The sequence below is a fragment of the Ramlibacter sp. Leaf400 genome (assembly GCF_001424545.1).
Lineage (GTDB): Bacteria > Pseudomonadota > Gammaproteobacteria > Burkholderiales > Burkholderiaceae_C > Ramlibacter.
Genome location: NZ_LMQL01000003.1, coordinates 60,836 through 82,325, shown reverse-complemented (window position 1 = coordinate 82,325; position 21,490 = coordinate 60,836). Strand labels below are relative to the sequence as shown.

Below are 21,490 nucleotides of genomic sequence, written 5' to 3'. Positions count from 1 at the left end.
CACCGGCATACTCTTCTGGCCTTGCGACGAGGAAGTCCTGACATGCCCAAGACCTACCGCGGCAGCTGCCACTGCGGGGCCGTCCGCTTCGAAGCCGACCTGGACCTGGAGCAGGGCACCTACCGCTGCAACTGCTCGATCTGCCGCCGCACCCGCTTCTGGGCCGCGGTGGCGCGGGAAGGGGGCTTGCGCCTGCTGGCCGGCGAGGCGGAGCTGACGCGCTACGTCTTCAACACGCGCCGCAACGAGCACTTCTTCTGCCGCCACTGCGGCGTGCGGCCATTCGGCATCGGCAACGACACGCCGATGGGGAAGATGTACGGGGTGAACGTCGGCTGCCTGGAGGAGCTTTCGGACGAGGACCTCTCGCGCCTGCCCATCGTCCGGGTGGACGGCCTGCACGATGCGACGGAGCGGGCGCCGGCGTTCTGGGCCCACCTCTAGGGGCCGCGCAGGTTCCTGCGCGTTACTTCACCACCAGCGCGTTCAGCCGCGCCATGTCCTCCGGCACCAGCGTGCCGTTGGCCTGCCGCAGCCGCAGGTGCCCGAGCAGCACGTTGTAGCGGGCCTGCGCCAGGTCGCGCTTGGTCTGGAACAGCTGGCTCTGGGCGTTGAGCACGTCGATGTTGATGCGCACGCCCACCTGGTAGCCCAGGCGGTTGGCATCCAGCGCGAGCTGGCTGGAAGCCTCCGCGGCCTCCAGCGCGCGCACCTGGCCCTGGCCGGAGATCACGCCGAAGTAGGCGGTGCGCGTGGCCTGCGCGACGTTGCGGCGCGCCGCTTCGAGGTCGGCCTTGGCGCGCTCTTCCAGCGACAACGTCTCGCGCACGCGGTTCTGCGTGGCGAAGCCGGCGAACAGCGGCAGGTTGAACGTCACGCCGATCTGGCCGAGGTTGTTGCGCTGGTCCAGCGTCGAGGTGGCGCTGCCGTTGACGTTGCGCTGCACGCCGTAGCTGGCGGTGAGGTCCAGCGTCGGCTTGTGGCCGGCCTTGGCCTTCTCGATCTCCCACTCGGCGATGTCCAGGCTGGTGCGGGCCTGCTGGATGTTCGGGCTGGCGGCCTCGGCGGCCGCGACCCAGGCGTCGACGCTGGCCGGCTCGGGCGCGGGCACGTTGAGCGGCGCGGCCAGCGGCGTGGGCTGCGAGTCGGGCCGGCCGGTCAGCGTGTCCAGCGCGACCTTGCGCACCCGCAGGTCGTTCTCGGCCTGGATCTCCTGGGCGGTCACCAGGTCGAAGCGTGCCTGCGCCTCGCGTGTGTCGGTGATGGTGGCCGTGCCGACCTCGAAGTTGCGCTTGGCCGAGGCCAGCTGCTCGTTCACCGCCGTCTTCTGCGCCCGCACGAAGGCCAGCGTGTCCTGCGCCGCGAGTACGTCGAAGTAGGCCTGGCTCACGCGGATGACCAGGTCCTGGGCGGCCGCGGTGAGCTGGGCCTGCGCCAGGTCGGCCTGCAGCTTGCCCTGCTGCCAGGTGGCCCAGTTGGCCGGCCGGTAGAGCGGCTGCGCCGCGGACAGCGTGGCCGTCTGCGTGCCGAAGCCGCGGTCCGAAGGCGGGTTGTTGACGTCGATGTTCGAGCGGCTGACGGTGGACGCGAGGTTGGCCGTCGGCAGGATGCCCGCGCGGGCCTGCTCGGCGCGCGCCAGGTTGGCGTCGTACTGCGCGCGGGCCGCCTGCCAGACCGCGTCGTACGCGCGCGCCGACTCGTACAGCTCCAGCAGGCTCTGCGCCCCGGCGGGTGCGGTGGCCAGGGCCGCGGCAAGGGCCGCCGCCAGGGGGAGAAGGCGCGTGGGGGTCATTCGTCCGTCCTTGCTTGCTTCGTTGTTCTGCGGGAGCTGCGGGGCCGTCAGTAGCGGGGCACCGAGGGATCGCGCTCGCGCGACCAGGCGTCGATGCCGCCGGCCACGTTGGCCAGCCGCGAGAAACCGTTGTGGGCCAGGAACATGGCCACCCGCTGGCTGCGGCCGCCGTGGTGGCAAAGGCACGCGATCGGACGGTCCGGGTCCATCTCGGCCAGCCGCGCGGGCACCTCGTTCATCGGGATCGCGAGCAGCTCGAAGCCCTGCGGCTGCACGCTGGCCGCGCGCAGCTCCGGCACCTCGCGCACGTCGAGCACCAGGCCGTTGCCGCCCTGCGCGGCGATCCAGGCATCGAGGTCGGTGGGGCGGACCTGGTCGATCATGGTCAGAACCGGAAGCGCGAAGGCGCGGGGAAATTCAGCAGCCGCGGCGCCACCGTGTCCCAGCGCTGGGCGGTCGTGAAAGTGGCATCGCCGGTGCGGGTGATCAGGGTGGCGCGCATCACCGGCTCCTCGCCCACGATGGTGGCCAGGCGGCCGCCCACCTTCAGCTGCTGCAGCAGCGCGGGCGGCACCTCGGCCACCGAGCCGCTCAGCACGATCACGTCGAACGGGCCCTCGGCCGCCAGGCCCTGGGAGCCGTCGGCCACCCGCACCTCGGCGTTGCGCACGCCCGCTTTCTCGAGGTTGGCGCGCGCCAGGGCTGCCAGCTCGGGTTCGATCTCCAGCGAGATCACGCGCTGGGCGCGGCCGGCCAGCAGCGCGGCCATGTAGCCGGAGCCGGCGCCGACTTCCAGCACCTTCTCGTGCGGCTGCGGGCCGACTTCCTGCAGCAGGCGGGCCTCCACCTTGGGCGCCAGCATGATCTGGCCGAAACGGACCGCCTCCTCGGGGCTGCGGCGCAGCGGCACTTCCATGTCCACGAAGGCCAGCCCGCGGTGCGCCGGCGGCACGAACTCCTCGCGGCGGAGCACCTGCAGCAGGTCCAGCACCTGCGGGTCGAGCACGTCCCACGGGCGGATCTGCTGCTCGATCATGTTGAAGCGGAGTTGGTCGAGGGAGGGCTGCGGGCTCATGGTGGTCGTTTCGTGCGGCTGTCGGGGTCGGGACAAACCGTCGATTCTAGGAGCCGACATCAGGCCGCACGCACAGGCCCATGAGCAGGATCTCGCACTGGGACTGCACGTAACGCTCGGGGTCCAGCGGGTAGTCCTGCGGCGCGCAGGCGCCCAGGGAGTGCTTCATCATGATCAGGAAGATCATGGGCGCGACGATGGAGAACACGGCGTAGTCCAGGTCGACCCGGCGGAACTCGCCGCTGTCCATGCCGCGCTGCAGGATGCGCCGGATCAGCAGGGTGCCCGGCCGGATCACCTCCTGCTGGTAGAAGGCCGCCAGCTCGGGAAAGTTGCGCGCCTCGCTGATCATCAGCTTGGTGATGCCCGACGCGCGGGTGGCGCCGATGCGCTCCCACCAGACCTTCATGCAGTAGCTCACCATGTCGGCGGCCGAGCCCTCGAAAGTCTCGAACTCCTCGTTCCATTCGGCAAAGCGGCCCGAGAGGTTCTCCCGCACCACGGCCTTGAACAGTTCTTCCTTGCTGGGGAAATAGAGGAACAGCGTGCCCTTGGACACGCCGGCCCGGGCCGCGACCTCTTCCGATCGGGTGGCGGCGAAACCCTTCTCGACGAACAGGTCGAGCGCGGCGTCCAGCAGTTCGCCGGGGCGCGCTTCCTTGCGCCGCTCGCGCTTGGCGGCGGGCGCGTCGTCCGCGCCGGCGGCCTGACGTCCGGAAATGGGTTTGCTGAGGGCCATGGGTTACTGACTGACTGGTTAGTAATGTAGCCGGAGCCTGCCCGCAGCGTCAAGGCAACCGGCGGTGCACGACCGGGCCGTGCACCTGGATACATTCTGCGACAGTCAGCCGCCGGCGAGGCGAAGGGCGATGGCTTCCCGCAACACCCGGCGCGACAGGCTCAGGCCTTCGGCCGAAGGCAGCCATTCGATCAGCGGCCGCGCCTGCGCCACCGGGAAGCCCATCGGCGCCGGCACCACGTCGAAGCCCGCGCGGCGGAACTCCAGCGCCGCGCGCGGCATGTGCGAGGTGTCGGTCACCAGCGCGATGCGGCGCACGCCCTGGTTGACCAGCAGCGTCGCCAGCTCGCTGGCGTTCTCGGCCGTGTCGCGCGACCGCGCGCCGTTCCAGCGCAGGGGGACGCCCAGTTCCTGCAGCGTGCGCAGGGCCGTCTCCGATTCGGGCGGCGCCTCGGTTCCGGCGGACGACCAGCCCACACCGCCCGCAAAGGCGATCGGCTTGCCGGTGCGCCGCGCCAGCACGGCGCCGTAGCGCAGACGCGCCAGGGTGAAGGGCGACGGCTGGGCGATGCCGTACTCCGGCGCCTGCGGCAGCACGCCGCCGCCCAGGACCACGATGGCCTGCACGCGTTCGAGTTCGGTGGGCCGGATCGGCTCGAACTGCGGCAGGAGCGAGGTGGCCAGCAGCACGCCCACCGCGTTGCAGCTGAGGAACCAGAGCCCCGATACGGATGCGGTCGCGAGCGTGAGGCCTGCGCGGACCCGGCGCCGTGCGGCCAGCAGCAGCCCCAGCAGTGCGAGCAGCAGGGGGACGGCCGGCGGCAGCACCAGCGCGGTCAGGATGGGCTTGAGTTCACCGATCAGCATGGGCCGCGATGCTAAAGCCCATGGCCGCAGGAACACGGCTACGTGGGGCTATAAAGTGCTGCTCTCGCAAGCCGTGGTGCAACACCGCCGGCCCAAGAACCCGCCGGCTCAAGAACAACCCAACACAAACGCGGAGGAGTGATGGCTTACCCGACCTACGAAATCTCGAAAGAGCAAGCCGACAAGATCATCAATACTGAGGAGAACTACCTCAATGATGTAAAAGCATACCTGAGATGCAAAGATTACCCGGGATTGGTTCTTCATATTACTGCGAAAAAGATTAAAGACATTGTTAAGTCTTCTTCGGGAGAGGTGTTCATTCGCGTAAATGCAGGAAAGGTCAAAGTAGACACGCCTGAAAAGCTCGAGAGGCTGAAGCTGGACAAGGGGATTACGACATTTGAGAATGAATTCGTCGATTGCCCGCTCAAGAAAGTGGAGAACAGTCACAGCATTATTAGATTTGTTCTGAACGTCATTCCCAATGCTGAGCCGGAAACGTATTTACGCAATCAAGAGTTGATCAATGACGCGGGGACGATGGCGAAAGTGTCGGGCGTCCTGCTGTTTTGTGATGAGCCCCCCATATTTCTTCCCAAGCGCTCGAGCATTAAAATTATGCGCTATAAAACGAAGGCGGAAGAAATCAAGCGAGAGTTTCTAGCGGGTGACCCGTTGACGATCGAGGGAGACATCTACAATCAAATCTATGCGGCCGTCGATAAGACCAAGTCCCTAATCGAGGAGGCCAAGAAGCTGGGTGGCGAGGGGCTGGAAGCCATTGAGTACCCGCATGAGACGTTGCACGAAGTGATTGCCAACGCGGTTCTCCATCGCGATTACAGCATTACGACGGACATCCAGATTCGGATTTTCGATAATCGCGTCGAAATTGAGAGTCCTGGAAAGCTGCCGGGGCACGTTACGTTGGACAACATTCTCGATACGCAAAGTGCGCGAAATCCTTCTGTGGTTCGATTGGTCAACAAATTCCCAAACCCTCCTAATAAAGATGTGGGTGAAGGGCTGAACACGGCATTCGAAGCCATGAAGGCTCTACGCCTAAAGGTGCCTACGATTCGCGAAACCGAAAACTCGGTAATCGTTAGCATTAGGCATGAGTCTTTGGCTTCGGCTGAAGAGTTGGTGATGAACTATTTGAATGATAACGACGAGATCACTAACAAGATTGGCCGCGACATTACTGGCATCGGTGATCGAAATCAAATGAAAGATGTTTTCTATCGGCTGAAAGATGCGGGGCAACTTGAGCGGGTGCCCGGCAAGCAGAGCACGGCGTCAGCTTGGCGAAAACCTAATGAGGTAAAAAATGATGCTTGAGTCCATTGTTTTGGGCGGCGGCTGCTTCTGGTGTACCGAGGCCGTCTACGTCAAGGTCAAGGGCGTGGTGGACGTGGAGTCCGGCTACAGCAACGGCCAGGCGCAGCGACCGAGCTACGACCAGGTGTGCACCGGCACCACCGGCCACAACGAGGTGGTCAAGCTCACCTACGACCCGCAGCAGATCAGCACGCGCCAGATCCTGGAAATCTTCTTCGTCGTGCACGACCCCACCCAGCTCAACCGCCAGGGCAACGACGTGGGCGACCAGTACCGCAGCGGCATCTACTACACGAGCGACGACCAGAAGCAGGTCGCCGACGACATGATCCGGCAGATGAGCCAGGACAAGCTTTTCGGCAAGCCCGTCGTGACCGAGGTGAAGGCGCTGTCCAACTACTGGCCGGCCGAGGAGTACCACCAGGACTTCTTCGAGAAGAACCCCTACCAGGGCTACTGCGTCGCGGTCGCCGGCCCCAAGGTCGCCAAGTTCCGCAAGACCTTCGCCGAACTGGTGCGGGACTGAAGACGCCGCCCGCGTGATCCGCACCCGTTTGCTCGCCTTCGCCTACCCCGGCGCCGCGCCGCTGCGCTTTCCCGATGCCGACGTGCCGCAGGGCGGCACGCTGCTGCTGCAGGGCCGATCGGGCACGGGCAAGTCGACCTGGCTGTCGCTGGTGGCGGCGCTGCGCGAGGCCGCCGACGGCGAGCTGGTGGTCGCCGGCCAGGACGTGCGGGCGCTGCCCGGCCTGCAGCGCGACCGCTGGCGCGGCCGCCATGTCGGCTTCCTGCCGCAGAAGCTGCACCTGAGCGAGGCGCTCACGGTCGAGGGCAACCTGGACCTGGCCTTCTTCGCGGCGGGCCTGCCGCACGACCGCAAGCGCATCGCGCAGGCGCTCCAGGCGCTGGGCATCGCGGCGCTCGCCCACCGGCGCCCCTCGCAGCTTTCGGGCGGGCAGGCCCAGCGGGCCGCGCTGGCGCGCGCGGTGCTGCTGTCGCCGCAGCTGATCCTGGCCGACGAACCCACGGCCAGCCTGGACGACGAGGCCGCGGCCTCCGCTCTGTCCCTGCTGCGCGACGCCGCGCAGCGCTGCGGCGCCACGCTCGTCATCGCCACCCACGACCGGCGCGTGCGCGAGGACCTGGCCGACGCGCAGCAACTGCGCCTGGATGAGGAACAGGCCGTCGCATGAAGCTGGCCGGGCTCTCGCTGCGCTACCTGCTCTCGCGCCCCCTGCAGGCGGGCCTCAACCTGCTGCTGCTGACGCTGGGCCTGGCCTCCATCACCTTCGTGCTGCTGGCCGGCACCCAGGTGCAGCGTGCCTTCGAACGCGACCTGGCCGGCATCGACGCGGTGGTCGGCGCCAAGGGCAGCCCGATGCAGCTGATCCTCTCGGGCGTGTTCCACATCGACGCGCCCACCGGCAACGTGCCGCTCGCGCAGGTGCAGGAGCTGGCCAGGCATCCGCAGGTCGCGCAGGTGATCCCCCTGAGCCTGGGCGACAGCTTCGAGGGCTTGCGCATCGCGGGCACCACGGCCGACTACATCGCGCACTACCGGCTCCAGGCGGCGCAGGGGCGCCTGTGGCAGCGGCCGATGGAAGCCGTGCTCGGGGCGCAGGCGGCGCGGGCCACGGGCCTGGCGCCCGGCGGGCGCTTCGTGGGCAACCACGGCCTGGCCGGCAGCGGCGAAGGGCACGGCAACACCCCGTACCAGGTGAGCGGCGTGCTCGCGCCCTGCGGCTGCGTGGCCGACCGGCTGGTGCTCACCTCGCTCGAGTCGGTCTGGCAGGTGCACGAGCAGCACGGCGCGGACGAGGAGGACCGCAAGGCGATGGAGGCCGAGCGCGAGGTCACGGTCGCGCTGGTGCGCTACCGCACGCCGCTGGCCGCGGTGACCTTCCCGCGCTTCATCAACACCACGACGGAGATGCAGGCCGCGGCGCCCGCGATCGAGGTGTCGCGCCTGCTGCGCATGCTGGGCATCGGCGGCGACGTGCTGCGGGCCGTGGGTGCCGTGCTGTTGCTCACCGCGGGCCTGTCGGTCTTCATCGCGCTGTGGAATGCGGTGCGCGAGCGTCGCGCCGACCTGGCCATGCTGCGCATGCTGGGCGCGCCGCCGCGCCGGCTGGCCGCGCTGCTGCTGTGCGAGGCGCTGTGGCTGGCCGGGGCCGCGTCGGTGCTGGGGCTGGTGGGCGGGCACGCGCTGATGGCGCTCGCGGGCGGGCTGCTGTCCGAGCGACAATCCCTGCCCCTGTCCGCCGCGGTCCTGCTGCCGCAGGAGGCCTGGATCCCGGTGCTGGCCGCCGGGGTCGCCGTGGTTTCCGCGCTGGTGCCGGCCTTCGGTGCCTACCGCGCCGACGCGGGCGAACTGCTCAACACGAGGTGACATGAAAACCCTGCTGCTGATCCTGCTGGCCGCGCCGTGCATGGCCTGGGCCCAGGCCCATTCGGCCGACGATGTGAAGAAGGACGTCCAGCGCCACCGCGCCATGGCCGTCGCGCACGAGGCCGCGGCCAAGTGCCTGGAATCGGGCAAGAAATCCGAGGCCTGCATGAAGGACCTGCAGGCGTCCTGCAAGGGCCTGGCCATCGGGCGATACTGCGGGATGAAGCACGAGCACTGACAGCCGGAGCCCTGCATGAAAGTCGCCGCCACGCTGATCGCCTTCCTTGTCGCCGCCTCGGCCGCGCAGGCCCAGCTGTCCCCGCCGGTGCCTGCCGGCAGCGGCCCCGGCGTGCACAGCCCCGACAGCCCGTTCGCCCCGCTGCCCCAGCGCGGCGACGTGGTGCCGTGGTCCACGCTCACGGCGGTGAAGACACGGGTCGAGAAGAACAAGGTGCTGCCGCAGTTCCAGCCCGAGCAGCTGGCGCTCAACCAGAAGCCGCAGCGCATCCAGGGCTTCATGATGCCGCTGGAGCCGGGCGAGAAGCAGAGCCACTTCCTCTTGTCCTCGGTGCCGCTGACCTGCGGCTTCTGCACGCCCGGCGGGCCGGAGAGCATGGTCGAGGTCAGGACGAAGACGCCGGTGCGCTACACGCTGGAGCCGGTGGTGGTCGAAGGCCGCTTCGCCACGCTGGCCGACGACCCGTACGGGCTCTACTACCGCGTGACCGAAGCCGTGCCCGTCAAGTAGGCCACGGGCCACGGGTGCATCAGGCCTTTGCCTGCCGCACCGGTCGAGCGGGCCCGGCATGATCGGCGCATGTCGAAACGCGAGAACGATGAGCCGGACCGGGGCCATCACCGACTGCAGGCACTCGCCGCCAACACCTCCACCCTCGTCTGGTTCACCGCTCCGGACGGCTCCGTGACCCAGCAGAACCCTTCCTGGTCCGCCTTCACCGGGCAGGCCATGGAGGACTACCGCGGCTGGGGCTGGATGAAGGCCGTGCACCCCGACGACCGCATGGGCCTGGAAGACGCCTGGCGCGCCGCCACCCAGGCCAAGACCGCCTTCGACCACGCCTACCGCCTGTGCCGGCGCGACGGCGAATACCGCCACGTGCAGGCCCAGGGCACGCCGGTGATGGACGGCACGGTGCTGCGCGAATGGGTGGGTGTGTGCGTGGACGTGACGGCCAGCCACCGCGCCCAGCTGGCGCTGCAGGAGAGCGAGCTGCGCTACCGCCTGCTCGACCGCCTGGGCCAGGCCACCCGCGAGGTGGACGACGCCAGCGAGGTGATGGGCGTCACCGCCCGCATGCTGGGCGAGTACCTCGGGGCCACCCGCTGCGCCTATGCCGACGTGGAGCCCGACGGCGACCGCTTCACCATCCGCAACGACTGGAGCGTGCCCGGCGTGCCCAGCAGCGTGGGCGCGTATTCGCTGGAGCTGTTCGGGCCGCAGGCCACCACCAACCTGCGGCGCGGCCAGCACCTGGTGGTGCGCGACGTCGACCGCGAGCTGGGCGACGAGGGCGGCGGCCGCATGTTCAAGGCCATCGGCATCCGGGCCATCATCTGCGCGGGCCTGGTCAAGCAGGGCCGGCTGGTGGCCATGATGGCGGTGCACCAGGCCGATCCGCGCGACTGGACCGAGCAGGAGATCGCGCTCGTCGGCGAGGTGGTCGAGCGCTGCTGGGCCCACATCGAGCGCGTGCGCGACAACGCCATGCTGCGCGAGCAGGACCGGCGCAAGGACGAATTCCTGGCCACGCTGGCGCACGAGCTGCGCAACCCGCTGGCCCCGATCAAGTACGCCATGGCCCTGCTGCGGCGGGCCGACGATCCCGGCCAGCTGGCCCGCGCGCGCGACGTGGTGGACCGGCAGGTGTCGCAGATGGCGCGGCTGATCGACGACCTGCTGGACCTCTCGCGCGTCAACCGCGGCCTGATCCGCCTGCAGCTGGAGCCGCTGCGCGTGGCCGACCTGGTGCGCGAGGCGGTGGAGGTCGCCCGGCCGGCCCTGGACGAGGGCCGGCACGAGCTGCAGGTGCTGCCGCCGCCCGAGCAGGTCTTCGTCCATGCCGATGCCACCCGGCTGGTGCAGGTGCTGGGCAACCTGCTGGGCAACGCGGCCAAGTACACGCCCGACGGCGGGCGCATCGTGGTGAGCGCGCGGGCGGAAGGCGGCGAAGCGCTGATCGAAGTGGCGGACAACGGCGTGGGTATCCCGCCGGCCGACCAGGGCCGGCTGTTCCAGATGTTCACCCAGCTCGAACACACGGCCTCGCGCTCGCGCGGCGGCCTGGGCATCGGGCTGTCGCTGGTGCGCACGCTGGTGCAGATGCACGGCGGCACCGTGTCCCTGCGCAGCGAGGGCCTGGGCCGTGGCTCCACCTTCACGGTGCGGCTGCCGCGCATGGGCGGCGTGCCGGCGCTGGCGCCGCAGGCGCCGGGCGGTGTGTCCGGGGCGGCCGAAGCCGGTGAGCGCGGGCTGCGCATCGCCGTGGTCGAGGACAACGACGATGGCCGCGCCTCCCTGGTGGAACTGCTCGGGCTGATGGGACACGAGGTGCGCTCGGCCGCCGACGGCGCGGCCGGCGTGGAGCTGGTGCGCAGCTTCCGGCCCGACCTCGTCCTGCTGGACCTGGGCCTGCCCGTGATGGACGGGCTGGAGGCCTGCCGCCGCATCCGCGGCGATCCCCAGCTGCGCCAGGTGCGCGTGGTGGCGCTGACCGGCTGGGGCACGGACCTCGACCGCGAGCGCACCGCCCGGGCCGGCTTCGACCTGCACCTGACCAAGCCGGTGGAGGCCGAGACGCTGCGGCGCACCGTCGAGAAGACGGCGGCCGCGAAGGCGGGACCGTCGGCCGGACCCTCGTCCGACCTGGCCCGCTGAAGCCCGCTCAGGCGCGCAGCGCGGCGACCTCCTGGTTGGCCGCTTCGCCGGTGTGGACCGCGATGTCCGCATGGGCCTGCGCCATCGCCTGCTCGCGGGCGGCGTCGCCCATCGCCAGGCCCTCGGCGCGCACGATGCGCACGTCGGTGATCCCGAAGAAGCCGAACACGGTCTTCAGGTAGCTCTCCTGGTGCTCGAGCGCTTCCATCGGCGTGCCGGCGTACTTGCCGCCGCGGGTGGAGACGACGATCACCGTCTTGCCGCCGGCCAGGCCCTGCGGGCCGGCTTCGGTGTAGCGGAAGGTGCGGCCGGCCTGCGCGATGCGGTCGATCCAGGCCTTCAGCTGGCTGGGCACGCTGAAGTTGTAGAGCGGGGCGCCGACCACGACCACGTCGGCCGCGAGGAACTGGCTCACCAGCCGCTCGGACAGCACGTTCTCGCGCTTCTGCGCCTCGGTCAGGTCCTGCGCGTCGGTGCCCAGGCGAAAGCCCAGCGAATCGCCGTCGAGGTGGCCGGGGGCGTCCACCGCCAGGTCGAGGTACTCGACCGTGGTGCCCGGCTGCGCGGCCTGCCACTGCGCGACGGTGCGGCGGGTGAGCTCCCGCGAGGCGGAGGCGGCGGCGAGGGGGCTGGAATCGATGTGCAGCAGTTTCATGGGGGGCTCCTGTCGAGTGCGGCCGGAGTGGCGCGCGATGGAGAGAGTTTGCCGGCAGGACGCCGGATCGATAAGGCGGCAAAATTGCGTTTCTTCGTTCCATGGATAGGACGATCGCGATGCAGCAGGACCTCAACGACATGCTCTTCTTCGCCGAAGTGGTGGACCGTGGCGGTTTCGCCGCCGCCGGCCGGGCGCTCAACATCCCCAAGTCCCGCCTTTCTCGCCGCATCGCCGAACTGGAGGACCGGCTGGGCGTGCGCCTGCTGCAGCGGACCACCCGCCGGCTGTCGCTCACCGAGGCGGGCGAGATCTACCACCGGCACTGCGTGGCCCTGCGCGAGGAGGCGCAGGCGGCCGACGAGGCGCTGGCCCGCGTGCGCAGCGAGCCCAGCGGCACCGTCCGGGTCACCTGCCCGGTCACGCTGGCGCAGTTCACCGTGGGGCCGCTGCTGCCGCGCTTCCTGGCGGAGCACCCGCTGGTGCGCGTGGACATGCAGGTGAGCAACCGCGTGGTGGACCCGGTTCAGGAGGGCATCGACGTCGCGCTGCGCGTGCGCTCCATGCTGGACGACAGCGGCTCGCTGGTCGTCAAGAAGCTGGGGCCGACGCACGGCCTGCTGGTTGCCAGCCCCCAGCTGCTGCAGCGGGTCGGCTCGCCGAAGGAGCTGGGCGACCTGGCCCGGGTGCCCACCGTCGCCATGTCGGCGGCCGACGGCGCGGCGCGCTGGCGGCTGGTCGGCCCGCGCGGCGAGGCCTTCGAGCTGGACCACCGCCCGGCCTTCACCGCGGACGACCTGCTCACGCTCAAGTTCGCCGTGCTGCAGGGCACGGGCATGTGCGTGCTGCCGGACTACATGTGCGCCGACGAACTGCGCCACGGCGAGTTGGTGCCGGTGCTGCCGGGCTGGGAGCCGCCCACCGCGCAGGTGCTGGCGGTGTTCCCGTCGCGGCGCGGAATGGTGCCCGCGGTGCGCCGCTTCCTCGACTTCCTCGGCCAGAACGTGACGGGCGAAGGCAGCCCGAGGTGAGGGCCGCTGTCACAACCCGCCGCCGCCGCGCGTCTAGGGGGTGACCGGGCGGCGTGCGTGCCGCCCGGCACCCAGACGCAAGAAGGATCAGCATGAAAGTCGCCGTCATCGGGGGTTCGGGCCTCATCGGTTCCAGGCTCGTCGACAACCTCCGCGGGGAACGCCACGAAGTGGTGTCCGCATCGCCGCGAACCGGCGTCAACACGGTCACCGGCGAGGGCCTCGCCGAAGCGCTGGCCGGGGCGCAGGTGGTGGTGGACGTCTCCAACTCGCCCTCGTTCGAGGATGCCGCGGTCCTCGACTTTTTCCGCACCTCCACCCGGAACCTGGTCGATGCCGCCCGCCGGGCCCAGGTCGGGCACCTGGTCATCCTGTCCGTGGTCGGGACGGACCGGCTGCCGACCAGCGGCTACTTCCGGGCCAAGCTCGCGCAGGAGGAATTGATCGGCAAGTCCGGGCTGCCCTTCACCATCGTGCGCGCCACGCAGTTCTACGAGTTTGTCCAGGGGATCGCCGACGGATCGACGACCGGCGACACCGTGCGCGTGCCGTCCGCGCTGTTCCAGCCGATGGCCGCGCGAGACGTCTCGCAGCTGCTCGCCGCGATCGCCGTGCGACCGCCGGCGCAGGGCATCGTCGAGATCGCGGGGCCGGTCGCCGCGCCGATGGCGCAGGTCGTCTCGCGCCTGCTGCACAGCAAGGGCGACCGCCGCTCGGTGGTCGCGGCGCCGGACGCGACCTACTTCGGCTCCCCGATCACCGACCAGTCGCTTGTGCCCACGTCCGCCGCGGCCCTGAAGGGCGGGATCGGCTTCGAGGAGTGGCTGGAGACCAGCCACGCCGGCGAGCCGGCCAAGGCGTGACGCGGCTGCGGGCGACCGCCGCTGCGACCATCGCCGAGGCCGGGGCATGCCGGCACCGTCGGGCACGGCCGGGCCCGCGCTGCTAGCCTTGCGCGCTTCGTTTTCACGAAAGGCCGCAAGATGCCTTGGATCGTGCTCGTCGTCGCGGGCCTGTTCGAAGCGGGCTGGGCCATCGGACTGAAATACACCGAAGGGTTCAGCCGCTTCTGGCCCAGCGTGGGCACGGTGGCCGCCATGGTGGCCAGCGTGGTCCTGCTCGGCTGGGCGATGCGCAGCCTGCCCGTGGGCACGGCCTACGCCGTCTGGACCGGCATCGGCGCCGTGGGCACCGTGCTGCTGGGGATCGTGCTGTTCCACGAGCCGGCCACCGTGGCGCGGCTGCTGTGCGTGGGGATGATCCTGGGGGGAATAGTCGGGTTGAAGCTCACGCACGCGTGAGGAGGTGCTCAAGCGGCCTCCTCGCTGCGCTTGAAGGCCCGCTTCACCTGGCGAGTTCGCGAAGCACCGTCCGCCACTTCTTCATGGTCGCGCGCAAGGCTTTCAACTTGCGCTGATACCTGGGATTGCGAACCGTCACCAAGAAGCCGTCTGGCGCCTCGGTCAAGTACAGCTTGTCGCCCACTTTCAGTTGGAGTCGAGCGAGCATTTCCTCGGGAAAAACAACAGCGAGCGAGTCGCCGGCCTCGGTCAGTTGAAGTTTGTGCATGCCGAGCCTTGTAGGCCAGGCCTCGGCTGGGCACAAGGACGATCAATCCTTGTGTCCATCCCCGCCCAGCTCCTCCAGGATCGGGCACTCCGGCCGCTCGTCGCCGTGGCAGCAGTCGATCAGGTGCTGCAGCGTCCGCCGCATGGCTTCCATCTCCTGCAGCTTGCGCGTGAGCTCGTCGACATGCCGCTGGGCGATGTGGTGCACCTGGTGGCTGGAGCGGCGGCGGTTCTGCCACAGCTTGAGCAGCTCGGCGATCTCGGCCATGGAGAAGCCCAGGTCGCGTGCACGGCGGATGAAGCGCAGCGTGTGCACCTCGCGATCGCCGTACTGGCGATAGCCCGACTCGGTGCGGTTCACCGCCGGCAGCAGGCCGAGCGATTCGTAGTGGCGGACCATCTTGGCCGACACGCCCGAGCGGCGGGCGGCTTCGCCGATGTTCAGTTGGGCTTCAGCCACGGCGCGCTCCTTTCCAGCGCCGCAGCAGCAGCGCATTGGTGACCACGCTCACGCTGCTGAACGCCATCGCGGCCCCGGCCACCACCGGGCTCAGCCAGCCCAGCGCCGCCAGCGGGATGCCGACCACGTTGTAGACGAAGGCCCAGAACAGGTTCTGCCGGATCTTGGCGTAGGTGCGGCGCGAGATGTCCAGGGCATCGGCCACCAGCGCCGGGTCGCCGCGCATCAGCGTGATGCCGGCCGCGTGCATGGCCACGTCGGTGCCGCTGGACATCGCGATGCCCACGTCGGCCGCGGCCAGCGCGGGCGCGTCGTTGATGCCGTCGCCCACCATGCCCACCGTGTCGCCGGCGCTGCGCAGTTCCGACACGATGCGCGCCTTGTCCTGCGGCAGCACCTCGGAGCGCACGTCGTCGATGCCCAGCTGCGTGGCGACCGCCGAGGCCGCACCGGCGTTGTCGCCCGACACCAGCACCGTGCGCACGCCCTGCGCGCGCAACTGGGCGATGCCGGCCTGCGCCGTGGGCTTGAGCGTGTCGCCGAAGGCCAGCAGGCCGAGCAGGACCGGCGCCTGCGTCAGGTCCGCCAGCCAGGAGACGGTGCGTCCCGCGGCCTGGGCCTGGGCCGCCGCTTCGGCGAGCCGGCCCGAGGCCACGCCCAGCTCCGCCATCCAGCGCGTGCTGCCCAGCCGCAGCTCGCGCCCGCCGACGCGGCCCGAGAGCCCGCGGCCGGCAGCGGCCTGCACGCCTTCGGCCGGGCGCAGGGCGACGCCTTCTTCGCTCGCCTGGGTGAGCACGGCGCGGGCCAGCGGGTGCTCGCTGCCGGCCTGCAGCGAGGCGGCCAGGGCCAGGAGTTCATCGCGTGCGATGCCCTCGGGTTCGCAGGCCACCAGCCGCGGCCGGCCCTCGGTCAGCGTGCCGGTCTTGTCGAAGGCGACCACGTCCAGCCGGTGCGCCACCTCCAGCGCCTCGGCGTCCTTGATCAGGATGCCGCGCCGGGCCGCCACGCCGGTGCCGGCCATGATGGCCGCGGGCGTGGCCAGCCCCAGCGCGCAGGGGCAGGCGATCACCAGCACCGCCACCGCGTTGAGGATCGCGTCCTCCCAGTGGCCGGTGCCCAGCCCCCAGCCCAGCAGGGTGAGCAGCGCCAGCACCAGCACCACCGGCACGAACACCGCGCTGACCTGGTCCACCAGCCGCTGGATCGGCGCCTTGCCGGCCTGCGCCGATTCCACCAGCCGCACGATGCGCGCCAGCGTGCTCTCCGCGCCCAGCGCGGTGGCCCGCACGACCAGCAGGCCCTCGGCGTTGACGGAGCCGCCGGTGACCGCATCGCCCGGGTGCCTGGCCACCGGCAGGCTCTCGCCGGTGATCATGGATTCGTCCAGGTGGCTGCTGCCCTCCAGCACCACGCCGTCGGCCGGCAGGCGCTCGCCGGGGCGCACCACGATGCGGTCGCCCACGACCAGCTGTGCAAGGGGCAGTTCCACCTCGCGGCCGTCGCGCTGCACGCGGGCGCTGTCCGGCCGCAGGGCCTGCAGCGCGCGGATGGCGGCCGTGGTCTGGCGCTTGGCGCGGCCTTCCAGCCACTTGCCCAGCAGCACCAGCGTGATGACGACGGCCGAGGCCTCGAAGTACAGGTGCGGCACGCCGTGCTGCGCGTGGCGGAGCATCTGCCACACGCTCAGCCCCCAGCCGGCCGTGGTGCCGATCGCCACCAGCAGGTCCATGTTGCCGCTGCGGTCGCGCAGCGCCGCCCAGCCGGCGCGGTAGAAGCGCGCGCCCAGCCAGAACTGCACCGGCGTGGCCAGCGCCAGCTGCACCCAGGGCGGCAGCATCCAGTCGTCGCGCCCCAGTGCCATGCCGGCCATCTGCAGCACCAGAGGCAGCGAGAGCAGGGCAGCCACGAGCACCGGCCAGGCGCTATGCAAGGCCGAGTCCTCGCGCGCCGGCGGCGCCTGCTCCTGCACCACCTGGGCGTGGTAGCCGGCCTTCTCGACGGCCGCGGAGAGCGCCGAGACTTCGGTGGCCGCGTCGAGGAGCGAGACCTCGGCGGTCTCGGTCGCCAGGTTCACCGTCGCGCTCTCCACGCCCGGCACCTTCTTCAGGGCCCGCTCGACGCGGTTGACGCAGGACGCGCAGGTCATGCCCTCGATCTGCAGCCGGACGGGCGCGAGGGTGGGTGGTGGAGAGGGCAGGGCGGCGGTGTTCATGCAGGCAGTCTGAACCTTTCCATCATGGTAAGGTCAAGCCCTGTCCCGCGCTTGACCCTGGTCAATGCAGGGCTGCCCGCGACGCCCCGTTGACCTTGCCCCCGTGGCAAGCTCCAGCATCGGGCGTTCAACCACAGGAGAGCTCCCATGCATGAATTCAAGCTTCCGGCCATGAGCTGCGGCCACTGCGTCCAGGCCGTCACCGAGGCCGCGCACGAGGTCGATCCGCAGGCGAAGGTGGAGGTGGACCTGGGCGGCAAGCAGGCGCGGGTGGAGTCGTCGCAGCCGCGCGAGCGGTTCGTGCAGGCGCTGAAGGAGGCGGGGTACACGCCGGCGTAGGCACGCCGTCGTCCCACTGCCGTCATTCCCGCGAAGGCGGGAATCCAGAGCTTCCCTCTTCGTCTGCCTGAAAGGCCTGGGTCCCCCCCTTCGCGGGGACGACGCAGTAGCGGCACTCAAGCCACCCGCACCACCGCCATCATCCCCCCGTCCTGGTGCTCCAGCACATGGCAATGGAGCATCCAGTCGCCCGGGTTGTCGGCGACGAAGGCGACTTCCACCTTCTCGTCGGGCGCCAGCAGCACCGTGTCCTGCCACTCGCGATGCCGGGTGGGCTGGCCGTTGCGCGACAGCACGCGAAAGGCGTGGCCGTGCAGATGCATCGGGTGGTGCCAGCGCGTGTCGTTGATGAACTGCAGGCGGTACGAGCCCCCGCGCCGCAGCGTGAGCACCGGCTCGTGCACGTGCGAATCGGCCACCACGCCGTTGACCGCCCAGGCCTTGCCGGTGCGCAGCAGCGACATGAAGGGCACGGACCGGCCGTCCAGCATCGCCTGGTGCAGCCCGCCGTGCATGCCGCCCGCGAACCGCAGCTCGTGGACCTTCGCGACGGCCAGGTCGGGCTCGGGCAGCGGATTGGCCGCCAGCGCGCCGGGCGGGGGCAGCGGCGTGCTGCGCAGCTCGCCCTCGTCGTAGGCGATCCGCAGCAGGTCGTAGGCGGCGCGCGGGTAGAACACGTCGCCCACCGCGTGCCGCTCGCCGGGCCGGCCGGTCGCATCGAGCACCAGGTCCACCCGCATGCCGGGCGCCAGCACCACGGTGTTGCGCTGCGCCTCGTGCGGCGCGACCGGCTGGCCGTCGACGGCGATCACCAGCGGACGGTGGCCGTCGAACTGCAGGCCGAAGATGCGCGCATTGGCCGCGTTGACCAGCCGCAGGCGCAGCCGCTCGCCGCGGCGCACCCGCAGGTCGGCCGGCGGCTGGCCGTTGACGGTGACGACGTTGCCGATGCGCCCCGCATGCGCCACGTCGTGCGGCTGCGCGAAGTCGGCGCTGATGCGGCCGTCGCGTGAAAGCCGCCAGTCGTCCAGCACCCAGGTGAGGTCGCGGTCGACCGCGGGCGGCCGCGCCTCCTCGACCACCAGGGAGCCATGCAGCCCGCGCTCGACCTGCTCGCTGCTGCGCAGGTGCGAGTGGTACCAGTAGGTGCCCGCATCGGCCAGGTCGAACTCGTAGCGGAAGCGCCCGCCCGGCGGCACCGGCGCCTGCGTCAGGTGCGGCACGCCGTCCATCGCGTGCGGCACGCGCAGGCCGTGCCAGTGCACCGTGGTCTCCACCGGCAGCCGGTTCTCGAAGTTGACGCGCAACCGGCTGCCCTGCACGGCGCGGATCTGCGGTCCCGGCACGGCGCCGCCGTAAGACCAGACGTCGACGGGCGGCTGGCCGGCTCCGCGCAGCAATGCGGTGCTTGGCGACGCGACCAGGTCCACTTCGACCAGGCGCTGTGACGACGCCTGCGGCCCCGCGCACCCGGCCGCCATCGTGGCGAGCGGCAGCGCCAGGCACTGGCGCCGCGTCAGCCACGGACCGTGCGGTGGGGAAGCCGGTTTCGGATCGCCCATCGCGGCGTCACCGCACCGGCTGGATCTGCGTCACCGTGTACCGGCCGCCTTCGGCCGAGGCCGCGAAGAGCACCTTGTCGCCCGCCTTGAGCCGGTCGAGCATGCCCGCATCGGCGACCTCGAACGCCATGGTCATCGCCGGCATCTCCAGGTTGCGGATTGCGCCGTGGCGCAGCGTCACCTTGCGGTTCTGCCAGTCCACCTTGCGCACCTCGGCCTCGGTGAGCTGCGCGTCGGGAGCGGCCGACGCGGCCTTCCTGACGCCCTCGTAGTGCTGGTACACCTTGCCGCTGCCGTCCCGCGCCAGCAGCAGCACGTCGTACGCGTCCTTGCGACCGCCGTAGACCTCCCCGTCCATGCCGGGCGAGCCCACCGGCATGCCGGGCACGGCCAGGCCCACGGCCTGCGGCTTCTCCTTGAGCAGGCGGCGGATCTCGCGGGCCGGCACGTGGCCTTCCAGCGCGTAGCCGCCCACCAGCGCCGTGTGGCAGGACCCGTACTTGCGAGCTATGCCCAGCCGGCTGCGCGCGGCGTTGTTGCCGCTGTCGTTCACCTTCACCTGGAAGCCGTTGGCCTCCAGGTGGGCCACCCAGTCCTGGCAGCAGCCGCAGCTGGGGTCCTTCCAGACCTCGACCGGCGTGCGCGACGCCCGGGCCCGGGCGGCGAAGGACGTCGCCGCCAGCGCCAGGCCGGCGGCCAGCGCGCTGCGGCGCTGCATCGTGAAGGGTTTGTTCATGTCCGTTTCTCCTTGGGGGCCGGCACGACCCCGATCTTGCCGACCCTGCCGGCGGGTGCCCCGGCGACGAGGCATGGGTAATCGAATTCGCCGGCACGGTTGAAGTTCCACATCATCTCGCCCGACCAGCGCGAGGGTGGAGGTGATCGCGCAGACTCAGGCGCGGGGAAGCTTGTCGGACACCGGCGCAGGCCGCGAGGCGAACCGCAGGAAGGGCTCGCCCAGCAGGACGTCCGGCGCCGAGTCCAGGAACAGCAGGGGCGCTTCGCCCGCCAGCGCGACGGTGCTGCAGGCCGCGGCGCAGGCGGCGCCAGCGTCGTGGCTGTGCTGCCCGTGCTGCTGCGCTTGCGCCCGCGCCACCAAAGAGTGCTGGGCCGGCCCGCACGACAGCACCGTCGCCGCCCAGCCCTGCACGGGCAGGGCCGCCAGCAGCAGGCAGGCAAGCAGGAAACGGAGGCGGGCCATCACCCCGAAATTCTAGGATCCGCGCCGTCAGGGCGCCAGCCGTTCGCGGATCCACGCGCCACCTTCGCGCGTGTAGCGCAGGCGGTCGTGCAGCCGGCTCTTGCGCCCCTGCCAGAACTGCCACTGCTCGGGCACCAGGCGGTAGCCACCCCAGTGCGGCGGCCGCGGCGGCTTCAGCAGGAACTGCGCGCCGTACTTCGCGGCGTTGGTGACCAGCACCGAGCGGCTGGGGATGACCTCGCTCTGCGGGCTGGCCCAGGCGCCGATGCGCGAATCCAGCGGGCGCGATGCGAAGTAGGCGTCGCTCTCGGCATCGCTGGTCTTCTCGACGCGGCCCTCGATGCGCACCACGCGCTCGAGCTCGACCCAGTGGAACTGCAGCGCGGCGAACGGGTTGCCGGCCAGCTCGCGGCCCTTTCGGCTGGCGTAGTTGGTGTACCAGACGACGCCGTGCTCGTCGTAGCCCTTGACCAGCACCACGCGCGTGCTGGGCCGCAGGTCGCTGCCCACGGTGGCCAGCGTCATCGCGTTGGGCTCGGGGATCTCGGCGGCGATCGCCTCGGTGAGCCACTGGTCGAACTGGCGCAGCGGGTCGGCGTGGCTGGCCTCTTCGCTCAGCTCGGCGCGCTCGTAGCTCTTGCGCAGGTCGGCGATGCGGTCGGACGTGCTGGACATGGCGCGATTGTGACGCGGCCGCGGGCCGCTAAAGTGGCCGCCGGCCGCTAAAGTCGCGCCATGCAAGAGGGCGCACCCCCCACCGTGCTCGTGCTGGCCTCGGGCCGCGGCGAACGCTTCGTCGCGTCGGGCGGGGCGGGCTCGAAGCTGCAGGCGCTGCTGGCCGGGCGGCCGGTGATCCAGTGGACGCTCGCCGCCGTGCGGGCCAGCGGGCTGCCGTTCCATGTGGAAGACGCGGGGCATCCCGGGATGGGCGATTCGATCGCGGCGGCGGTGCGGGCGACGCGGGATGCGAACGGCTGGCTGGTGCTGCCGGGGGATCTTCCGCTGGTGCGGGCAGAGACGCTGCGGGCGGTGGCGCGGGCGTTGCGGGGGGAGGGGGCGGAGGTCGTGGTGCCGGTCTACCAGGGGCAGCGCGGGCATCCCGTCGGATTCGCTCGTTCCTGCGGCGAGGCGCTGGCGGGTCTGTCGGGGGTCCAGGGCGCCGCGCCGGTCGTCAAGGCCAGCCACGCGATGGACCTGCAGGTCGATGACGAGGGTGTGGTGGTCGATATCGACACGATGGAGGCGCTGGCTCACGCGGAGCGGCGGTTCCGGGAGACGCGAAGGTGACGCGCGAGCGCCTTCATCCGATGCACGGATCCGCATCTTCCGCGCTGTCAGCTTCCAGCGCCCCGGTGCTACC

General features: G+C 70.5%; 25 protein-coding genes and 2 pseudogenes. 13 read left to right on the top strand and 14 right to left on the bottom strand.

What is annotated here, in order from left to right:
- The first annotated feature begins 42 nt into the window (after positions 1 to 42).
- Complete coding sequence (locus ASG30_RS03255; RefSeq protein WP_055892585.1) at positions 43 to 444, top strand: GFA family protein; 402 nt, start codon at positions 43 to 45, stop codon at positions 442 to 444.
- Positions 445 to 466: 22 nt separating this feature from the next.
- On the opposite strand, the gene ASG30_RS03250 is transcribed toward ASG30_RS03255, so the two are convergent.
- From ASG30_RS03250 to ASG30_RS03230, 5 genes are all read right to left on the bottom strand, one after another.
- On the bottom strand, positions 467 to 1,792 hold the full coding sequence (locus tag ASG30_RS03250) for a TolC family outer membrane protein (RefSeq protein ID WP_055892582.1): 1,326 nt from the start codon (positions 1,790 to 1,792) through the stop codon (positions 467 to 469).
- Positions 1,793 to 1,839: 47 nt separating this feature from the next.
- Positions 1,840 to 2,175, bottom strand: coding sequence for a rhodanese-like domain-containing protein (locus ASG30_RS03245; protein WP_055892580.1), 336 nt, complete (start codon positions 2,173 to 2,175; stop codon positions 1,840 to 1,842).
- Positions 2,176 to 2,177: 2 nt separating this feature from the next.
- On the bottom strand, positions 2,178 to 2,867 hold the full coding sequence (locus ASG30_RS03240; protein WP_055892578.1) for a protein-L-isoaspartate O-methyltransferase family protein: 690 nt from the start codon (positions 2,865 to 2,867) through the stop codon (positions 2,178 to 2,180).
- A gap of 46 nt (positions 2,868 to 2,913) precedes the next feature.
- Entirely contained in the window at positions 2,914 to 3,606 is a 693-nt protein-coding gene (locus ASG30_RS03235) for a TetR/AcrR family transcriptional regulator (protein WP_055892574.1), read from the bottom strand.
- Between the two features lie 105 nt (positions 3,607 to 3,711).
- Positions 3,712 to 4,473 carry a YdcF family protein gene (locus tag ASG30_RS03230; RefSeq protein ID WP_055892572.1) on the bottom strand — a complete coding sequence of 254 codons (762 nt, stop codon included), beginning with the start codon at positions 4,471 to 4,473 and terminating at the stop codon, positions 3,712 to 3,714.
- Positions 4,474 to 4,614: 141 nt separating this feature from the next.
- Between ASG30_RS03230 and ASG30_RS22005 the strand changes: the two genes are divergently transcribed.
- The 7 genes from ASG30_RS22005 to ASG30_RS03200 all read left to right on the top strand — a co-directional run bounded on the left by ASG30_RS22005 (position 4,615) and on the right by ASG30_RS03200 (position 11,102).
- A complete protein-coding gene (locus ASG30_RS22005) occupies positions 4,615 to 5,817 on the top strand; it encodes an ATP-binding protein (RefSeq protein WP_082521859.1) in 1,203 nt (400 codons plus the stop codon).
- On the top strand, positions 5,810 to 6,343 hold the full coding sequence (gene msrA, locus ASG30_RS03225) for a peptide-methionine (S)-S-oxide reductase MsrA (protein ID WP_200947233.1): 534 nt from the start codon (positions 5,810 to 5,812) through the stop codon (positions 6,341 to 6,343). Before ASG30_RS22005 ends, msrA begins: the two co-directional genes overlap by 8 nt.
- Before the next feature lie 13 nt (positions 6,344 to 6,356).
- A complete protein-coding gene (locus ASG30_RS03220) occupies positions 6,357 to 7,010 on the top strand; it encodes an ATP-binding cassette domain-containing protein (RefSeq protein WP_055892566.1) in 654 nt (217 codons plus the stop codon).
- The gene (locus tag ASG30_RS03215; RefSeq protein WP_055892563.1) at positions 7,007 to 8,206 is read left to right on the top strand and encodes an ABC transporter permease; all 1,200 of its coding nucleotides are present in this window, start codon (positions 7,007 to 7,009) and stop codon (positions 8,204 to 8,206) included. The genes ASG30_RS03220 and ASG30_RS03215 overlap by 4 nt, the downstream gene beginning before the upstream one ends.
- 1 nt (position 8,207) lies before the next feature.
- On the top strand, positions 8,208 to 8,444 hold the full coding sequence (locus ASG30_RS03210; RefSeq protein WP_055892560.1) for a hypothetical protein: 237 nt from the start codon (positions 8,208 to 8,210) through the stop codon (positions 8,442 to 8,444).
- Positions 8,445 to 8,459: 15 nt separating this feature from the next.
- The gene (locus tag ASG30_RS03205) at positions 8,460 to 8,954 is read left to right on the top strand and encodes a DUF3299 domain-containing protein (RefSeq protein ID WP_055892556.1); all 495 of its coding nucleotides are present in this window, start codon (positions 8,460 to 8,462) and stop codon (positions 8,952 to 8,954) included.
- A gap of 69 nt (positions 8,955 to 9,023) precedes the next feature.
- A complete protein-coding gene (locus tag ASG30_RS03200; protein WP_055892553.1) occupies positions 9,024 to 11,102 on the top strand; it encodes a hybrid sensor histidine kinase/response regulator in 2,079 nt (692 codons plus the stop codon).
- Positions 11,103 to 11,109: 7 nt separating this feature from the next.
- On the opposite strand, the gene ASG30_RS03195 is transcribed toward ASG30_RS03200, so the two are convergent.
- A complete protein-coding gene (locus tag ASG30_RS03195; RefSeq protein ID WP_055892550.1) occupies positions 11,110 to 11,757 on the bottom strand; it encodes an FMN-dependent NADH-azoreductase in 648 nt (215 codons plus the stop codon).
- A gap of 101 nt (positions 11,758 to 11,858) precedes the next feature.
- Between ASG30_RS03195 and ASG30_RS03190 the strand changes: the two genes are divergently transcribed.
- From ASG30_RS03190 to sugE, 3 genes are all read left to right on the top strand, one after another.
- On the top strand, positions 11,859 to 12,788 hold the full coding sequence (locus ASG30_RS03190) for a LysR substrate-binding domain-containing protein (protein ID WP_235579727.1): 930 nt from the start codon (positions 11,859 to 11,861) through the stop codon (positions 12,786 to 12,788).
- A gap of 92 nt (positions 12,789 to 12,880) precedes the next feature.
- Positions 12,881 to 13,651: an SDR family oxidoreductase gene (locus ASG30_RS03185; protein ID WP_055892543.1), complete on the top strand. Its 771-nt coding sequence runs from the start codon at positions 12,881 to 12,883 to the stop codon at positions 13,649 to 13,651.
- A gap of 120 nt (positions 13,652 to 13,771) precedes the next feature.
- The gene (sugE, locus tag ASG30_RS03180; protein WP_055892540.1) at positions 13,772 to 14,089 is read left to right on the top strand and encodes a quaternary ammonium compound efflux SMR transporter SugE; all 318 of its coding nucleotides are present in this window, start codon (positions 13,772 to 13,774) and stop codon (positions 14,087 to 14,089) included.
- Positions 14,090 to 14,132: 43 nt separating this feature from the next.
- Here the strand turns inward: sugE and ASG30_RS03175 are convergent, their stop codons facing one another.
- The 3 genes from ASG30_RS03175 to ASG30_RS03165 are packed head-to-tail and all read right to left on the bottom strand — an operon-like array spanning position 14,133 to position 17,028.
- A complete protein-coding gene (locus ASG30_RS03175) occupies positions 14,133 to 14,357 on the bottom strand; it encodes an AbrB/MazE/SpoVT family DNA-binding domain-containing protein (protein ID WP_055892538.1) in 225 nt (74 codons plus the stop codon).
- 42 nt (positions 14,358 to 14,399) lie between these two features.
- Positions 14,400 to 14,816 (bottom strand): Cu(I)-responsive transcriptional regulator, encoded by a 417-nt coding sequence (gene cueR, locus ASG30_RS03170; RefSeq protein WP_268793560.1) that lies wholly within the window; start codon positions 14,814 to 14,816, stop codon positions 14,400 to 14,402.
- Positions 14,809 to 17,028 carry a heavy metal translocating P-type ATPase gene (locus ASG30_RS03165; protein ID WP_055892533.1) on the bottom strand — a complete coding sequence of 740 codons (2,220 nt, stop codon included), beginning with the start codon at positions 17,026 to 17,028 and terminating at the stop codon, positions 14,809 to 14,811. The genes cueR and ASG30_RS03165 overlap by 8 nt, the downstream gene beginning before the upstream one ends.
- 147 nt (positions 17,029 to 17,175) lie before the next feature.
- On the opposite strand from ASG30_RS03165, the gene ASG30_RS03160 reads away from it, so the two are divergent.
- Positions 17,176 to 17,367 (top strand): heavy-metal-associated domain-containing protein, encoded by a 192-nt coding sequence (locus tag ASG30_RS03160; protein WP_055892530.1) that lies wholly within the window; start codon positions 17,176 to 17,178, stop codon positions 17,365 to 17,367.
- A 116-nt stretch (positions 17,368 to 17,483) separates the two neighbouring features.
- Here the strand turns inward: ASG30_RS03160 and ASG30_RS03155 are convergent, their stop codons facing one another.
- The 5 genes and pseudogenes from ASG30_RS03155 to pdxH form a co-directional block, all read right to left on the bottom strand.
- On the bottom strand, positions 17,484 to 18,929 hold the full coding sequence (locus tag ASG30_RS03155) for a multicopper oxidase family protein (RefSeq protein ID WP_055892527.1): 1,446 nt from the start codon (positions 18,927 to 18,929) through the stop codon (positions 17,484 to 17,486).
- A 7-nt stretch (positions 18,930 to 18,936) separates the two neighbouring features.
- Positions 18,937 to 19,143, bottom strand: a pseudogene (locus ASG30_RS22915) (copper-binding protein); the annotation flags it as partial.
- Between the two features lie 54 nt (positions 19,144 to 19,197).
- Positions 19,198 to 19,647: pseudogene (locus tag ASG30_RS22910) on the bottom strand (DUF411 domain-containing protein); the annotation flags it as partial.
- Between the two features lie 174 nt (positions 19,648 to 19,821).
- Positions 19,822 to 20,130, bottom strand: a complete 309-nt coding sequence (locus ASG30_RS03145; protein WP_055892524.1) for a hypothetical protein — start codon at positions 20,128 to 20,130, stop codon at positions 19,822 to 19,824.
- A 27-nt stretch (positions 20,131 to 20,157) separates the two neighbouring features.
- Positions 20,158 to 20,805, bottom strand: coding sequence for a pyridoxamine 5'-phosphate oxidase (gene pdxH / locus ASG30_RS03140; RefSeq protein ID WP_055892522.1), 648 nt, complete (start codon positions 20,803 to 20,805; stop codon positions 20,158 to 20,160).
- A 60-nt stretch (positions 20,806 to 20,865) separates the two neighbouring features.
- On the opposite strand from pdxH, the gene ASG30_RS03135 reads away from it, so the two are divergent.
- Positions 20,866 to 21,417 carry a nucleotidyltransferase family protein gene (locus ASG30_RS03135; protein WP_055892519.1) on the top strand — a complete coding sequence of 184 codons (552 nt, stop codon included), beginning with the start codon at positions 20,866 to 20,868 and terminating at the stop codon, positions 21,415 to 21,417.
- Positions 21,418 to 21,490: the final 73 nt, after the last annotated feature.

What these genes read in the sequence shown, in the direction of transcription:
- ASG30_RS03255 (WP_055892585.1), top strand. Translation starts at nt 43, where the DNA reads ATGCCCAAGACCTACCGCGGCAGCTGCCACTGCGGGGCCGTCCGCTTC.
- ASG30_RS03250 (WP_055892582.1), bottom strand. Translation starts at nt 1,792, where the DNA reads ATGACCCCCACGCGCCTTCTCCCCCTGGCGGCGGCCCTTGCCGCGGCC.
- ASG30_RS03245 (WP_055892580.1), bottom strand. Translation starts at nt 2,175, where the DNA reads ATGATCGACCAGGTCCGCCCCACCGACCTCGATGCCTGGATCGCCGCG.
- ASG30_RS03240 (WP_055892578.1), bottom strand. Translation starts at nt 2,867, where the DNA reads ATGAGCCCGCAGCCCTCCCTCGACCAACTCCGCTTCAACATGATCGAG.
- ASG30_RS03235 (WP_055892574.1), bottom strand. Translation starts at nt 3,606, where the DNA reads ATGGCCCTCAGCAAACCCATTTCCGGACGTCAGGCCGCCGGCGCGGAC.
- ASG30_RS03230 (WP_055892572.1), bottom strand. Translation starts at nt 4,473, where the DNA reads ATGCTGATCGGTGAACTCAAGCCCATCCTGACCGCGCTGGTGCTGCCG.
- ASG30_RS22005 (WP_082521859.1), top strand. Translation starts at nt 4,615, where the DNA reads ATGGCTTACCCGACCTACGAAATCTCGAAAGAGCAAGCCGACAAGATC.
- msrA (WP_200947233.1), top strand. Translation starts at nt 5,810, where the DNA reads ATGCTTGAGTCCATTGTTTTGGGCGGCGGCTGCTTCTGGTGTACCGAG.
- ASG30_RS03215 (WP_055892563.1), top strand. Translation starts at nt 7,007, where the DNA reads ATGAAGCTGGCCGGGCTCTCGCTGCGCTACCTGCTCTCGCGCCCCCTG.
- ASG30_RS03210 (WP_055892560.1), top strand. Translation starts at nt 8,208, where the DNA reads ATGAAAACCCTGCTGCTGATCCTGCTGGCCGCGCCGTGCATGGCCTGG.
- ASG30_RS03205 (WP_055892556.1), top strand. Translation starts at nt 8,460, where the DNA reads ATGAAAGTCGCCGCCACGCTGATCGCCTTCCTTGTCGCCGCCTCGGCC.
- ASG30_RS03200 (WP_055892553.1), top strand. Translation starts at nt 9,024, where the DNA reads ATGTCGAAACGCGAGAACGATGAGCCGGACCGGGGCCATCACCGACTG.
- ASG30_RS03195 (WP_055892550.1), bottom strand. Translation starts at nt 11,757, where the DNA reads ATGAAACTGCTGCACATCGATTCCAGCCCCCTCGCCGCCGCCTCCGCC.
- ASG30_RS03190 (WP_235579727.1), top strand. Translation starts at nt 11,859, where the DNA reads ATGGATAGGACGATCGCGATGCAGCAGGACCTCAACGACATGCTCTTC.
- ASG30_RS03185 (WP_055892543.1), top strand. Translation starts at nt 12,881, where the DNA reads ATGAAAGTCGCCGTCATCGGGGGTTCGGGCCTCATCGGTTCCAGGCTC.
- sugE (WP_055892540.1), top strand. Translation starts at nt 13,772, where the DNA reads ATGCCTTGGATCGTGCTCGTCGTCGCGGGCCTGTTCGAAGCGGGCTGG.
- ASG30_RS03175 (WP_055892538.1), bottom strand. Translation starts at nt 14,357, where the DNA reads ATGCACAAACTTCAACTGACCGAGGCCGGCGACTCGCTCGCTGTTGTT.
- ASG30_RS03165 (WP_055892533.1), bottom strand. Translation starts at nt 17,028, where the DNA reads ATGAACACCGCCGCCCTGCCCTCTCCACCACCCACCCTCGCGCCCGTC.
- ASG30_RS03160 (WP_055892530.1), top strand. Translation starts at nt 17,176, where the DNA reads ATGCATGAATTCAAGCTTCCGGCCATGAGCTGCGGCCACTGCGTCCAG.
- ASG30_RS03155 (WP_055892527.1), bottom strand. Translation starts at nt 18,929, where the DNA reads ATGGGCGATCCGAAACCGGCTTCCCCACCGCACGGTCCGTGGCTGACG.
- ASG30_RS03145 (WP_055892524.1), bottom strand. Translation starts at nt 20,130, where the DNA reads ATGGCCCGCCTCCGTTTCCTGCTTGCCTGCCTGCTGCTGGCGGCCCTG.
- pdxH (WP_055892522.1), bottom strand. Translation starts at nt 20,805, where the DNA reads ATGTCCAGCACGTCCGACCGCATCGCCGACCTGCGCAAGAGCTACGAG.
- ASG30_RS03135 (WP_055892519.1), top strand. Translation starts at nt 20,866, where the DNA reads ATGCAAGAGGGCGCACCCCCCACCGTGCTCGTGCTGGCCTCGGGCCGC.